Source organism: Chryseobacterium shigense (assembly GCF_900156575.1).
In the GTDB taxonomy this organism is placed as follows: Bacteria; Bacteroidota; Bacteroidia; order Flavobacteriales; family Weeksellaceae; genus Chryseobacterium; species Chryseobacterium shigense.
The window spans coordinates 205,031-219,889 of sequence record NZ_FTNY01000006.1; the positions used below are offsets into that span (position 1 = coordinate 205,031).

The 14,859-nt window shown below is 37.9% G+C and carries 13 protein-coding genes; 4 read left to right on the forward strand and 9 right to left on the reverse strand.

Going from position 1 to position 14,859, the window contains the following annotated elements; genetic code table 11:
* Positions 1–6 precede the first annotated feature (6 nt).
* Positions 7–1,590, reverse strand: coding sequence for a GMC family oxidoreductase N-terminal domain-containing protein (locus tag BW964_RS19545; protein ID WP_076509787.1), 1,584 nt, complete (start codon positions 1,588–1,590; stop codon positions 7–9).
* Positions 1,591–1,724: 134 nt separating this feature from the next.
* On the opposite strand from BW964_RS19545, the gene BW964_RS19550 reads away from it, so the two are divergent.
* Both BW964_RS19550 and BW964_RS19555 read left to right on the forward strand, forming a co-directional pair.
* Positions 1,725–2,342, forward strand: a complete 618-nt coding sequence (locus tag BW964_RS19550) for a DUF1684 domain-containing protein (RefSeq protein ID WP_076509789.1) — start codon at positions 1,725–1,727, stop codon at positions 2,340–2,342.
* Between the two features lie 4 nt (positions 2,343–2,346).
* Complete coding sequence (locus tag BW964_RS19555; protein ID WP_076509791.1) at positions 2,347–2,820, forward strand: GNAT family N-acetyltransferase; 474 nt, start codon at positions 2,347–2,349, stop codon at positions 2,818–2,820.
* 30 nt (positions 2,821–2,850) lie between these two features.
* Here the strand turns inward: BW964_RS19555 and BW964_RS19560 are convergent, their stop codons facing one another.
* The 4 genes from BW964_RS19560 to BW964_RS19575 all read right to left on the reverse strand — a co-directional run bounded on the left by BW964_RS19560 (position 2,851) and on the right by BW964_RS19575 (position 6,152).
* A complete protein-coding gene (locus tag BW964_RS19560) occupies positions 2,851–3,618 on the reverse strand; it encodes a LytR/AlgR family response regulator transcription factor (RefSeq protein ID WP_076509793.1) in 768 nt (255 codons plus the stop codon).
* Positions 3,599–4,666: a sensor histidine kinase gene (locus BW964_RS19565; protein ID WP_228431932.1), complete on the reverse strand. Its 1,068-nt coding sequence runs from the start codon at positions 4,664–4,666 to the stop codon at positions 3,599–3,601. The genes BW964_RS19560 and BW964_RS19565 overlap by 20 nt, the downstream gene beginning before the upstream one ends.
* A gap of 66 nt (positions 4,667–4,732) precedes the next feature.
* A complete protein-coding gene (locus BW964_RS19570) occupies positions 4,733–5,209 on the reverse strand; it encodes a hypothetical protein (protein WP_123911917.1) in 477 nt (158 codons plus the stop codon).
* Between the two features lies 1 nt (position 5,210).
* Positions 5,211–6,152 carry a heme-binding domain-containing protein gene (locus BW964_RS19575; protein ID WP_076509799.1) on the reverse strand — a complete coding sequence of 314 codons (942 nt, stop codon included), beginning with the start codon at positions 6,150–6,152 and terminating at the stop codon, positions 5,211–5,213.
* Positions 6,153–6,344: 192 nt separating this feature from the next.
* On the opposite strand from BW964_RS19575, the gene BW964_RS19580 reads away from it, so the two are divergent.
* Both BW964_RS19580 and BW964_RS19585 read left to right on the forward strand, forming a co-directional pair.
* Positions 6,345–7,154, forward strand: a complete 810-nt coding sequence (locus BW964_RS19580) for a glucose 1-dehydrogenase (protein WP_076509801.1) — start codon at positions 6,345–6,347, stop codon at positions 7,152–7,154.
* A 172-nt stretch (positions 7,155–7,326) separates the two neighbouring features.
* Positions 7,327–9,999, forward strand: coding sequence for an MGH1-like glycoside hydrolase domain-containing protein (locus tag BW964_RS19585; RefSeq protein WP_076509803.1), 2,673 nt, complete (start codon positions 7,327–7,329; stop codon positions 9,997–9,999).
* 110 nt (positions 10,000–10,109) lie between these two features.
* Here the strand turns inward: BW964_RS19585 and recO are convergent, their stop codons facing one another.
* From recO to BW964_RS19605, 4 genes are read right to left on the reverse strand one after another with little or no spacing between them, the layout of a single operon-like run.
* Positions 10,110–10,796: a DNA repair protein RecO gene (gene recO, locus BW964_RS19590; protein WP_076509805.1), complete on the reverse strand. Its 687-nt coding sequence runs from the start codon at positions 10,794–10,796 to the stop codon at positions 10,110–10,112.
* Positions 10,796–13,057: a type IX secretion system anionic LPS delivery protein PorZ gene (gene porZ / locus BW964_RS19595; RefSeq protein WP_076509807.1), complete on the reverse strand. Its 2,262-nt coding sequence runs from the start codon at positions 13,055–13,057 to the stop codon at positions 10,796–10,798. The genes recO and porZ overlap by 1 nt, the downstream gene beginning before the upstream one ends.
* 1 nt (position 13,058) lies before the next feature.
* A complete protein-coding gene (locus tag BW964_RS19600) occupies positions 13,059–14,009 on the reverse strand; it encodes a bifunctional metallophosphatase/5'-nucleotidase (protein WP_076509809.1) in 951 nt (316 codons plus the stop codon).
* Positions 14,009–14,767, reverse strand: coding sequence for a 5'-nucleotidase C-terminal domain-containing protein (locus BW964_RS19605; protein WP_076509811.1), 759 nt, complete (start codon positions 14,765–14,767; stop codon positions 14,009–14,011). Before BW964_RS19605 ends, BW964_RS19600 begins: the two co-directional genes overlap by 1 nt.
* Positions 14,768–14,859: the final 92 nt, after the last annotated feature.

Consider the following 14,859-nt stretch of genomic DNA (forward strand, 5'->3'; position numbering starts at 1 on the left):
TTAATCCTATGCAAATTCATTCTGTCTGATTAGATTTTCAATACAATATTCTGCAATAGCAGTAATGGTCACAAAAGGATTAACCCCGATGGTTCCCGGAATTAAAGAGCCGTCTAACACATATAGATTGTCGTGATCTTTTAGTTTTCCATAGTCATTGGTTGCCTTACCCAATACACAGCCTCCCAGCGGATGATAGCAGACATCAGCTCCGAAACCGTTATTAAATAAGAAATGACTTCTTGTTCCACCATTCGCCCGGTTCATCTTTTTGATAAAATAATCTGCATTCTCCTTCATTTTAGCCGTATGGCTCGGATCCCAGTCTAAACTCAGTTTTTTGGCATTCACATCATACGAAACTTCTCCTTTTTTATCAACTCTGTTGATCAGAAGATATAATGCTGTAGCTACATCCATTCCCATCGGAAGCGGAGCAATCTCTGTGAAAAAAGGATGTTCTTTGTCTTCCCAGTTATCGATACCTCCCACAGGAATCGTAGATTGTTTGGCGCCTGTTCCGCCAGATAATGGTTTTACCCAGTTTCTGCCTGTCATGAAATTACCGTTGTTCCCCCAGTTTTTCCCGATCTCTTCGTGTATCGGAAAGTTATTAACAGCATTTGACTGTAATAAAATTTTCAAAGTTCCCATAGTTCCCGCAGCGAGAATCAGTTTTTTACAGTTGAATACTTTATCAGAAACAACAGCTCCTGAAGTGTCTATTTGCTGAACATTCAAAGTATAGGTTTTATCATCATTAAGCTTAATATGTTCTACGCAATGAAGATCCAGAATTTCAAGATTTCCGGTTTCCAGTGCCTTTTTGAGGTAAGTCTTATCCAGACTGTTCTTCCCATGATTATTTCCGTAAATCACTTCCGTATTGAACGCAGAGCGGGGCACTTCATTTTTATATTCCTTTTCCATGTATTGGAAATCATAGACATTCGGAACCCGTATGGTTTTAAAACCTGCTTTATGAGCTTCCTCTTCACCAACCCGTGTAAATTGATAATAAGGGCAGTCTTTTAAAAATTGCTCACCAATAACATTCACTTTGAGTTCTTTATGAACCAATGGAAAATAGGTGTTGTAAAATTTTTCAGCATCCAGATGAGGAAAAACTTCTTTAAAGTAGCTTTCCTTTGGGGTAACGGCCATTCCGCCATTCACCAGAGAACCGCCACCTACACCGCGTCCAACCCAGATATTGATATGCTCAAAATCCATTCTGTCCAGTGTTCCCGTGAAAGGAGTTAATGAAAAAATATTCATAAACGGGGCAATGGTCTTCTTTTTCAGCCACGCTGCACTTTTGCCGGGTTTCAGCATACTGGAAAATGGAATTCCTGATTTTTCCCAATTCAGACCCATTTCAAGCATGACCACTTTTTTTCCGGCTTCACAAAGACGTAAAGCTGATACAGCTCCTCCATATCCGCTGCCTACAATAAGTATAGGGGCATCTATGACCTTTCCTTCCAGGCTGTCAGTTTTCGGCTGCATGGCCTGAAACAGATGAGCATTAAGGAAATAAAAACCTGATACTGCGAGAAGGCCCGTCTTGATGAATTTCTTTCTGTCCATAAGCTTTACAGGTCAAAAAATATGCTAAAGAAAATGGAACACGGATTATTTAAAACAGATTGTGCCTTTTTATTATAATTTTAACTTTTCATGCCATGAAAAATTCATAGTTTTACTTATAATTTGAAGCATTCATGAAAAAAATATTAATCATTCTTCTGTTGTCTCCACTGTTTATTTTAGCTCAAAAAGGAGTATCAAAAGCAAGCAAGGAGATCAGGAAATTTCAGAAGGAACTCGATGCAGAATATCGTAATCCAAAGGAAACCCCCTTACGTGGAGACAATTTTACGAATTTTAAAAAACATCCTTTCTTTCCGGTTAATTTAAAATACAGGGTTACTGCAAAATTCAGTAAAACTGAAAATCCACAGCCTTTTGAGCTTCCTACTTCTTCCGGTAAAACCAAGCCTTATCGTGAATATGGAAAAGCAACCTTTGAACTTGATGGAAAACCCTATACCGTGACTTTGTACCAGAGCCTTGACCTTATTAAGCAGGAGAAATATAAAGACCATCTTTTCCTTCCTTTTCGCGATGCTACCAATGAAAAAGAAACCTATGGAGGCGGAAAATATATGGACCTGAGAATTCCGAAAGGAAATACGATTGTTCTGGATTTTAATCAATCTTATCAGCCTTACTGTGCTTATAATGCTTATGACTACAATTGTCCCGTGGTTCCTGAAGAAAACAAGCTTCCGGTAGAGATCAGGGCAGGGGTGATGTATCAGGATATTTATCATCACTAAGAATATGGTCAGCTTAGATTTTTATAAACAGGAAGATTTCGAAGGGCTTAATTATACCCTGGATGAACATCAGCAAAAGTATACTTCAACTGTAGAGCAGGCCTTGAAAAGACTCAGCGAGATCAACGATCCTAAAGCGTATGCAATCACGGTCTTTGAAAACAGGCAGCCCTCCGGATTTTTTGTGCTGGATTTTGGTGAAGATAAATTTGAATTGACCGATAACCAAAAATCTGTTTTGCTGAGATCTTTGTCTATCAATCCTGACTTACAGGGAAAAGGAATAGGAAAAGCTGCTATGCAGATTGTTGATGAATTTGTAAGGGAAAATTTTCCCGATTGCGAGGAAATTGTTCTGGCAGTTAATCAGAAAAATCTTTCAGCCTATCATATTTATCTGAAAACAGGATATCTGTATGATGGTAAAAGCAGAATAGGAAGGAGTGGTCCTCAATATCTGATGTATAAGAAACTCTAGAAAATTCAGGCAATGCATTTCTTTTACTGATCAGCGATTCGATAGCCATTCCAGAAATAGGGTAGTCTTTTCTCTGGGTACAAAAACTTTCTCAGAGGTTTCCACATCCAGTAGAATCAAAAGTTTTCGATGAAAATAGTGCTGTACTTCCCTGATACTTTTGAAGGCGACCAGATATTGTCGGTTGACCCTGAAAAAATCTTCCGGACTTACCTGCCGCTGGATTTCCTCTAATGTTTCTTTCATTGGATATACCTTATTTTCAATGGTTGATACAAAGGTGCCTTCAGTTCTTTTACAGAAATAAGAAATTTCACCGGTAGGAACATTTAAATATCTGTTTTGTGAAAAGATCAGAAAATTAGTTTTTGCTTTTTCGGAAGGAAGCACTGATTTTATAATCTGTAAAAGTTCAGCTGGTGAATTTTGTTTTTGAAAGAAATTGCGGAACTGTTCTAGTTTTTGAAGGGATAACTCAATCTCGTTTGTTGTAAAAGGTTTCAGGATATAATCGATCCCATTATTTCTGAAGGCTTCGAAAGTATGATCACTGTAAGCAGTACAAAATATAACAGGGATATTGATATCAACCGATTCGAAAATTTCAAAACATTGACCGTCTGCCAATTGAATATCCATGAATATCAGATCCGGCAGAGTTTCATTCTGTAACCATTCTATTGCAGATTCTACGCTTTGTAGAATACTCAGAATATGACTTTCCGGCCTTATTTTCTTAAGATGGTCTGCCAGTGCTTTGGCAGCTTTTACTTCATCTTCAATAATGAGAATATTCATAGACAAGCGGTAATTTAACAATGAAAAAATCTTTATTATGGATCACTTTTACAGGTTGATCTGTTAAGTGTGAATATCGGCCTTTTATATTATCCAGTCCAATTCCGGATGATTGTTCTACATTTCTTTTGGGCTGTATATTATTCTGAATCACCAGTTGATGATCCTCTTCAAAGATGGTTATATGGATGGGTCTCTTCAATGATACAATATTATGTTTAATGCCGTTTTCAATAAGAAATTGTAGGGTAAACGGAGGAATTAAAGACATTCTGGTCTTGTCTGAAATTGAAATTTCAATCTGGAACCCATCTTCAAACCGTGATTTCAGGAGAAAAGTATAGGCCTCCAAAATAGCAATTTCTTTTTCAAGCGGGACTACATTCTCCCTTCTGCTTTCAAGCGAAAAACGGTAAAAATTGGATAATTTTACGACGAAATCCGATGCCTGACTATCTTGTACATCAATCATTGATTTCAGCGTATTGAGGCTATTGAATAAAAAATGAGGGTTTACCTGTTGTTTTAATAGTTCGTATTGAGCATTCAGATTATCGGTCTTTATTTTCTCAAGCTGTAATTTTACCTGTTGGGTGTCATAGCTTTGATAAATGAAGTGAATCAGTAAAAAGACCGTCAGATTAATTAAAATTCCTCTAAACTGATACATAAGAAACATTGGTAGAAACTGATAATGAGAGAAAATAAGATGGTACAAAGCGACTAAGATAGCCATAAAAACCGTTCCTGAAATCAAGCTGATTACAAGTTTCTTAGTCAGTTGATTCCGGCTGTTTCCGGGTACTGAAAATCTGGGTAGACTGTATAGATTATAGTACCATATAAATAAAGTATAGAGGAAAGCCATTCCTGCATCTACAGCCAATTCTGATGTTGTAATATTCATCTGAAGAACCTTTGGAATAGAGGCCAGAATAGCCATAAATACAGAGCTCAGCCATATTATTTTGGGAGAAACGTTAAAAGTATTTCTATTCAGCTGCATGTGATGAGTTACAAAATTAAAACGGGCTTCTACAAGGTACAAAAATTCACTGTTAATTATGAGATGGGTCCATGGCGTATTAAAATTTTCAGGTATATTTTTTCTCTTTTAAGGCATCACGGCTGGTTGTACTGCCAGAATATCTTTGATTCGTTTGCCGTTATCCGATGCCGGGATGTTTTTTTCTAAGTGTCCCCCCGGCAAAAATTCATAGGTGATATTTTGTAAGTCTTTAAAGTTGGTATTTGTTTTTAAAGTCTCGATACTCACCAGCGATCCAAGGATTTTTGCACCAAACCATTTAGGATCATCTTGCAGTTTCCATGTGATCAGTACTAAATTTTTACTGCTGTTACTTGGGGTGGAGTCTGAATGTAATAGTGCATTATAGGCGTTCTCGTTGCCATATAATGTACTTGTTGTATGGTTTTCCGGATGAATAAAAGTGGTAATGGCTTTAAGCTTCATCTCTTTGAAATTGAATTTTTCAGGAAGAGACGCTTGCTCGTTTCTGTTTTCCGGCAATGCTTTATTACATGAGCAGAGCAAAAAGGAAAATGTAATGGTAAGGATAAAGTATTTCATATCAGTGTTGCATTGGTAAGGTGAAAACGTAATCGGTATTGGCTACAGGAGTATGACAGTTGACACACTCTTTCGTGAAACCCGCATCACTTCCGTAAGGCTTCAGATCAGGAGTCAGAAATCTTGCCCATCCCCATCCTTTGGTAGAAGCATATTTTTTACGGTCTTTAATCATATACTCCACAGCCCTGAAAGCACCGGGAGAAATAGTTCCATCGGGAGTCGTCAAAGATTCCCAGTTCACTTTGGCAATGATGCTTCCATCGGGCCACGGGTTTGTATGATGCTCCCTGATAGCCTGTATGGCAATGTTATTTCCGAAAATAATCCGCAATGTTCCGTTATCAATTCTTTGGGTTGTGCTTATTGGAGTCCAGTTTTTATATTCCGGGATATAAGCAATTCCGTTTACGGCAACAGGTAACTTTTTGGGTGCTTTCATCTCTTTCTCACGCCATGCAGCATATTGTAAATGGAGCTTATGATCTTTTGCTGTATCCTGTTTTTGTTCAGGAGCGAGCGTAAGGGCATACTTTTTAAGTTTTTCCAGGTCAGCGTTCGATACTTTGGCTTCAGGGTGTAATGTTAAATAACTCTTTATCGGCATTGCACCCAGCATGATTTTATTAACAGCTCCCCATATTTTGGTGTTTTGATCGGATTTTTGAAGCTGATCAAATTCTGAAAAATTTAAAACACTTTTTGCCCTGTTAATATCATCTGCAACGATCCAGTTGGCAGGGGCTATCTGGTCAAACCATTTTAAATTTTGTTGGTTGGAATGGCAATCATAACATGAATTTTTAAGAATCGCCTGCACATCGTGAGGAAACACTTTTTTTTGACTTTCATGATGTCCTTTATCTATTTTTGGACGGTACAGTTGCATGAGTGCAAAAATACCGGTCATGACAAGTCCGGTTTTGATCATCTTGTTTTTCATAAGTAGGCTGGAATTGAGTACAAAGTAAAAGATGTTTTTCCTATCAAAACTATAAAATGAGTTGAAACGTTCATTTTTATTCCTGAAACGTTCATCCGGCTGAATCTAAAAAACTTTAAGAAAATTTTAAATTTAAAAATTCCATCCGGCTGATTTCTTTCCATAACTTTGAGTAAGATCAAATAATAAAATATGGAAATATCACTTCGTAATCAGGTAGCTGTCGTTACTGGAGGCTCAAGCGGAATAGGTTCAGGAATTGCAAAATCACTTGCATCTGCGGGGGCAACTGTTATTGTCAATCACTCTTCAGAAAGATCAAGAGATGAAGCGCAGGCTGTCTTAAAAGAAATTACAGATGCCGGAGGAAAAGGAATAACCTATCAGTGTGATGTTTCCAAAGAAGATCAGGTGGTTAAGATGTTTGAAGATACCGTTTCACAATTTGGAACCGTAGATATCCTTATTAATAATGCCGGAATTCAAAAAGACTCAAAGTTTACTGAAATGACCCTTGATCAGTGGAATGCGGTGATTGGGGTGAATCTTACCGGACAGTTTCTCTGCGCCCGCGAAGCTATTAAAGAGTTTCTTCGCAGAGGGATAGATCCGTCCCGTTCCGTTGCCTGTGGCAAAATTATTCATATCAGTTCTGTTCACGAAATTATTCCGTGGGCAGGCCATGCCAATTATGCCTCCAGCAAAGGAGCCATCAGAATGCTGATGCAAACTCTTGCACAGGAATATGGTGCAAATAAGATCCGCGTGAATTCTATCTGCCCTGGCGCGATTCAGACTCCGATTAATAAAGATGCATGGAGTACCCCTGAGGCTTTGAATTCTTTGCTTCATCTTATTCCGTATGACAGAATAGGGCAGCCGGAAGATATCGGAAATTTAGCCGCTTTTCTGGCAAGTGATCTGGCAGATTATATCACAGGAACCAGCATTTTCGTAGACGGAGGAATGACCACTTTCGAAAGCTTTTCTACAGGAGGGTAGGCGCTCTCAAAGTTTAAGGGTTGGGGAGTATCAGAGTACTAGAGTACCTGTAAAAGGCTCTTATTGAGTAGTCTGAAATCCGACATCTTAAGTCTTTTATCTTTATTCTTTATTCTTTTATCTTTTCTCTTTATTCTTTTCTCCACTGATCAATACATAAAAAAAACAATACATGTCCGAAAAACAAAGACTTTCAGAAATCTCATGGAAAAAATGGGGATCTTATGTCAGCAACCGCGAGTGGGGGCTTGTCCGTGAAGATTATAGCGGAAACGGAGACGCATGGAACTATACCAGCCATGACACCGCAGAAGCCAAAACCTACCGATGGGGTGAAGAGGGGATTTGTGGGATCTGTGATGATCTTCAGAAGCTGGTCTTTTCCATCGGATTCTGGAATAAAAAGGATAAAATGATCAAAGAACGTTTTTTCGGTCTTACCAACGGGCAGGGAAATCATGGCGAAGATGTCAAGGAATATTTTTATTACCTGGATTCTACTCCAACGCATTCCTATATGAAGATGTTGTACAAATATCCTCAGAATGCTTTTCCTTACGAAGACCTTTTAGAAACCAATGCGAAAAGAAGTAAAGATGAACCAGAATATGAGTTGATCGATACCGGAATCTTTGACCAAAATGAGTATTTTGATCTGTTTATTGAATATGCTAAAGAAAGTGAGCACGATATCTTAGTTAAACTTACCGTAGTCAATAAGTCTGAAAAAGAAGCCCCGCTTGTTATACTACCTACAATATGGTTCAGAAATACATGGAACTGGGGATATGATGAGTACAAACCGAAGCTGAACAGTGAAGATCCGAAACATATTACAATTGATCATAAGGATCTTGAAATTAAAAATATCTATGCAAGAGAATCGTTAAAAACATTGTTCTGTAATAATGAAACCAATACGGAAAGGCTGTATCAATCCGCCAGTGAAGTAAAATATTGCAAAGACGGCATTAATGATTTTATCATTAACGGAAATTCTCAGGCTGTAAATCCTCAAAGTAACGGAACTAAAGCTGCTTTTTTTATTGATGAGGTACTGAAAGCAGGAGCAGCTAAAGTTTTTGAATTCAGAGTAACAGATAAAGAACTAAAAGAACCTTTTGCTGATTTTCAAGAAGTCTTTGAGTTAAGAAAAAAAGAAGCGGACGATTTTTACGCTGACATTCAGAAGGGAATAGAGTCGGACGATGAAAAATTGGTACAGAGACAGGCTTTTGCAGGAATGCTCTGGAACAAAATGTATTATCATTACAATGTAGAAAAGTGGCTGAAAGGAGATCCGGCAGAAATACCACCTCCCAAATCCCGGGAGAAGATCCGGAACTACGAATGGAAGCATCTGAATAATGAACATATCATTTCCATGCCGGATAAATGGGAATACCCGTGGTATGCAACCTGGGATCTTGCCTTTCATACCATTAGTTTTTCATTGATAGACCCGGATTTTGCAAAATACCAATTAAAACTTTTTCTGTTTGAATGGTATATGCATCCCAATGGCCAGCTTCCTGCTTATGAATGGAACTTCAGCGATGTGAATCCTCCGGTTCATGCATGGGCTGTTTTCAGAGTGTTTAAAATCGATGAATACATCAAAGGAAAACCGGATGTCGAATTTCTGGAAAGTGCTTTCCAAAAGCTGCTCATGAACTTTACATGGTGGGTGAATAAAAAAGACAGCAACGGGAATAATATTTTTGAAGGTGGCTTTTTAGGACTTGATAATATTGGAGTTTTTGACCGCAATACCACGCTCCCAAACGGAGAACAGCTGGAACAGTCGGACGGAACTAGCTGGATGGCCATGTTTGCGTTGAATATGATGAGAATTGCACTCGAACTGGCTTTATACAATATGGTCTATGAAGAAATGGCGATGAAGTTTTTTGAACACTTCCTTGCCATTGCCAATTCACTGGATAATATGGGGGACGAAGAGTTCAGCCTCTGGGATCAGGAAGATGAGTTTTTCTACGACGCCATTGCTTCCAGTGATGGTCATCATATGTACTTAAAGCTGCGCACGATTGTAGGGCTGATTCCTATGTTTGCTGTTGAGGTAATTGATGATGAAATGATTGAAAAACTGCCCAATTTCAAAAAAAGAATGAAATGGGTTCTTGACAATAAACCCGAACTGGCCTCGCTTGTTTCCAGGTGGGAAGTGAAAGGACAAGATTCCAAACACCTTCTCTCATTGCTCCGTGGTCATCGTTTAAAGAGACTGTTAAGCAGAATGCTGAATCCGGAAGAGTTTCTGAGCGATTATGGAGTGCGTGCTTTGTCCAAAGAATATGAAAAAAATCCTTATACATTAAATTTAAACGGAACCGATTACTGTGTGAAATATATGCCTGCAGAAAGCGATAGCGGACTTTTCGGAGGAAACAGCAATTGGCGTGGGCCAGTCTGGTTTCCCATCAACTTTTTAATTATTGAGAGTCTTCAGCGGTTTTTCTTTTATTACAGTCCGGATTTTATAGTAGAATATCCTACCGGAAGTGGAAATTACTCTAATCTGGATGAGATTGCCGATTCTCTAAGCAAGAGGCTGTCTAAAATCTTTTTAAAAGATGAAAACGGAAAACGTCCGGTGAATGGGCAGTATGAAAGATTTCAGACGGATCCGGATTTTAAAGATTATATTTTATTCTACGAATATTTTCATGGTGATAATGGAAGGGGAGTGGGAGCCTCCCACCAGACAGGATGGACAGGACTTATTGCAAAAATCCTGCAACCAAGATTCTCTAAAAAAGAAATAGCGGAATCTGAAACGGAAATGCCGGGAGAAGTGAAGACAGTGGAAAAGGGAAAGTAAAAGCTGTTTTTAGCGTAAATACCTGAAACAGATTGAGGTTATTTTCGATCAATTCTAATAATCTTGACAAGGATATCCCTCAAAGCCGTATCCTGAGCTTCCTGATCTTCTTATTCAAATATCTGCTGGATCACCTCCAGTGATGCCGGAACTTTAAAATCTGTTATATGATAATGATAATAGACCAGAAGACTATCCAGAAAATCCTTTCTTAAAGACGAATGTATTTTTGTTGTATAAAGATTTTCTGAGCAAAGTGCAGTTTTCCAGATGTACGATATTTCCTCATTGAACATTTGGTGAGCAGGGGCTGCCGAGAAAGTTCCGGTTTCCGGATTCAGATAGGGTCCGTCATTAATCAATGGGGCAACTCCCTGAATTTTTAATATCATAATTAAAAAAAGCAGATGACACTGATAGTTTTTGCTCGTCAGTTCACTGACAAATTCATCAATACTAAAGAATAGACCCGGGTTTCTGTTTTCGTGTCTTAAAATCTGATTCAGGAAATCCGAAATGAAAAATATGACCGTATTGGCTTTGATATCCATATACATATCTGGATTCTTCAACAGTTCAAATCTCGACACGGACGGTATTCCATTGCCTCTTGTGGGATTAATGGTAAAACTGAGCATACTCAAAGGCTGAAGCAGGGCTTTCTTTTTATTTCTTTTAGCATAAATGCCTTTTACGAAATAGGTCTGAAAGCCATCCTCTTCTGTAAAACAATGCAGAACTGCATCATTTTCGCCATACTTTATAAATGATAATAAAAATCCGTTTTGTGAATTCATTAATTGACCACAGCTATTTTTGCGGTAGCTTTATCCGATCCGTCTTCGTTGGTCATCAGGACAAAGTAGATCCCGGAAGCAACCCGGTTCCCCTTCATATTATTAAGATCCCATTCATAATATCCTCCTCTGGCTACTGCAGAATGGATTACATTTCCAGCGGCATCTGTAATTCTGATATTGGTTTTTTCAGCAAGCCCTTTAATCGTCACTTTTCCTTTAAAGTTTGAATAGACTACAGGATTAGGATACACCACCACATGACCAAAGTTGGCAGTCAGATCAGCTACATCTCCCTGATAGGCAACAATACCGTTAAAAGTTACAAAATATACCTTTCCTGTTTTTTTGTCAACCTTTATGTCGGTAACGGAATTCGTAGGAAGAGGTGAATTTTCTTTTGTGAAATGTTTGATGGTCTGCTGTCCGTCTGAAGAGAGGTAGTATACTCCACCTCCGTCTACAGAGATCCATTTATAATCTCCTGCATCTACTTCTATCTGGAGTATCTGGCCGTCTCTGAAAAGTTCCTCTCCAAGCCCGTTTTGCTCTATAATAATAGGTTCTACTTTAGGATCAGGATTTTTTATTTCTGTTGCTGCGTTGGACATTATTCTTAAGCCACTGTCAGTACCGATCCAGGCATCTCCGGACTTACTAAATGCGACAGATAGTGTTCCCTTTGAATTTCCAGCGAATCCATTAGAGTCTTTTAAGATGTAATCTACATCATCAGAAAGATTCGTTGGATTTTTATAATCGTATACGATAAAATTATTGCTTCTTGGAATAGGAATCCATAGTTGATTTTCATGGAATATCGGTTTTTGCATACCTTCACTTGATATTCCGAATTTTTTTATGATAAAATCATCTGCTGCCTTGTCATAAATTCCTATCGAAGGTGAACCGTCATGGAACCCTACCGAAACAAAAATGTTGTTCTGATTGTCAAATGCAAAACCTACGGGGCGACGATAGTAGATACTTGGTGCTCCCATGTCATAATATTTTGACAGATCAAAATCTTTATTACCGGGATTATATTTCATTTTATAAACACCCTGCGCACCTACCGTATAGTTGGTGAAAAAAACTTCACTGTTGTCAGCTGGATTCATTACAGCATCAAGAACATTGATGGGAAAGGTCTTACCTATGAAATAAGATGGGTAGATCCATTCCGATCCATTAAAATAATAAAATCCAGGTTTTTTAGGATTTTCTCCAGGTTGATTATACCTGTTCAGTCTTGAACCTGAAGATATCAGCATCTGGTTATTGTCGTACAGATTTATCTTATATGAAGAGTTGGAATACGGACCTGATGGTTTATAAGTGGTACCGCCCTCGTCTTTTATTCCTGACAGTATTGTGCCTCCATATACTTTTCCGTTGGCAGTCAAAGCTGTATTACAGTCTTCTCCCATACTTACAGCGTTTAATGACACCCCATTTAAGCCAAATGTATAAATTCTGCTGTCTGTTACTACAATATTATTTGAACTTAATACAATGTCTTTGATACCTCCAAAAGTTGCCGGAAGAGGAGTGCCGGTTCCGTTATTATAGATAAATGCAGCCGTTGCTGACGAAAAAATAAGGGAGGAAGACTCTGCGTCGATATGCTTAAAGGATCCGGGTATTTCCGTGGTCCAGGTAGAAAATACAGGAAACGTTGTATTCAGTTCGTGACTTTTCAGGCCTGTATTGGTAACAGAATATAACTTGTTTCCAAAAATAGTGGCTTCATTGCTGGCTTCATAAACACCTCCGTTTACAAAAAATGCAGAATCTCCGAATTCTTTTTTATTAATATTAAATATAGAAACTCCATAGCCCACAGAAATTACAGCCTGATCTCCTGTAATCGAAATATGATTGATTCTTTTGCTTCCATTGTAACCGGTTGCAATAGGTATATCAACAATATATTTAATTTCCTGAGGAGTGATAACATCCATAGAACCGTTGGCATATCCTATGACACCTATTTTAGTTTGTGGGTTGTAATCGAAGGCGGATATATTAATATCATGGAGACCATTGGCTTTTGAAAGCTTTGTCATCTCCCCTGTAGCGATGGTATAATAGAATATCCCATTTTCTGTCGCGGCTACTATTTTCCCATTGTCTTCCTTCATAGCCAAGACATTATTATAGGAAAAATGATCCGTCCATTTTTTTGATGAAATGACCTGCGCATCGATGAATTGCATGGAGGCTAAAGTAGCGAGAGAGAGTAATGAGAGTTTTTTCATATTATACGGTTATACTGCTGTCTATTGTCTGGTTGTTCCAGGAAATATGCTTTACGTTTTTATTTGCATCAAAGTAAAAATCTATTCTGCCAAGAAGAAGGCCTGCCCATCCTACCTGATTAACCAGAACATTTTTTCCTTGTCGGTTGGTAAAAGTTTGTGGCTCAGGTAAAAAAGTATGGGTATGTCCGCCTAAGATAATATCAATGTTTTCTGTTTTGGCAGCAAGAATTTTATCGCTTATTTTATTAGGTTCATCTTTATAATCATAGCCAATATGTGAAAGGCAGATCACAAGATCACATTTTTGTTCGTTTTTCAGAAAGTTGGAATAGTGCTGGGCTACATCTACCGGATCTGAATACACCGTTTCACCATATTGTTTTTTCCCTACGAGTCCGTCCAGTTGAATGCCTACTCCGAAGATTCCTACTTTTATTCCATTCTTGTTAAAGATCTTGTATGGTGAAGTCTTTCCGTCCAGAACGGTATTTTTAAAATCATAGTTTGAACAGATGAACGGGAATTTTGCATTGGGAAGAACTTTTAAAAATCCGTCTAAACTATTGTCAAAGTCATGATTTCCCATTGTTGAAGCATCGTACTTCATCATAGACATCAGTTTAAACTCCAGTTCACCTCCGAAGAAATTGAAATAAGGAGTTCCCTGAAAAATATCACCCGAATCAAGAAGCAAAACATTACTTTCCTGATTTCTGATTTGCTGTATTAAACTTGCCCTTCTTGCAAAACCGCCCTGATTGGGATTTTTGGTATAGCTTGAATCAAAAGGTTCTATTCTGCTATGCTGGTCGTTGGTATGAAGAATGGTCAGTTTATTTGTGGAATTTAAATTAAGAATTTTTAATTCTTCCGCCATCATCATTTGGGGAGCTAAAGACATTGCTAAAGTTCCACCACCTAGTACTTTTAAAAAACTTTTTCTATCCATTATTTCTTACCGATAAAATTTAAACGAATATCTGTATTGGGAACTACTTCGGAGGTCTTCTTGAAATATTCAATGAAAAGATCCCTCAATTTGATTCCGGTAGAAATAGCTTCTCCTTTGGAAAAGAATTTCATATTGTCACCACCTAAAGCAAGATAATCTGAAGTTGCAATATAATAATCCTGCGTAGGAACTATAGCCTTTCCGTTGATCAGGGATTGGGTAAGCTGTCCATTTTTGGTTTCTATATATAAATGAGAAACAGGATTGTTGACCTGAGTTTTTGCATAATAATCAAAAAGTCCCTGCAGATCTGTCCCTTTCATTTTTACAATGATCACTTCATTTTCGAAAGGCATGACTTCAAAAACGCTTTTCAGAATAATATCTCCTTTTCCAATCGTTGTACGGATACCTCCGATATTGATCAGTGCAGCGTCTACATTTTTTTTAAGGTGGGTTTTCGTCCAGGCATCGGCACCTTCGAACGTGTAATCAGCCAAAAGATTGCCCAGATTGCTATTATCTCCTTGCTTGGTAAGATCTACGCTGGTATGAGAGATCTTCTGATTCATCTCTTTGTCCAGTTTTTGCTTGTAAGGTTCGATAATTTTTACAAACTCCTCATCATTCTTTAGCTCATTATTAATAGAAATGTTTTTCTGGGTCTTTACATCCGCCATCTGCAGCGTAGAAGCTGTTTTGCAGGCAGTAAGCGAAGCCAGAGCAATTCCTAGTAACAAGAATTTATTTTTCATAATATCTTTTAGTATATGCAAATATAATTATATGTAGAATAAAACATTATTATTTATTACAAATTCTTCTGGTAAATTATTAAATTTGACGA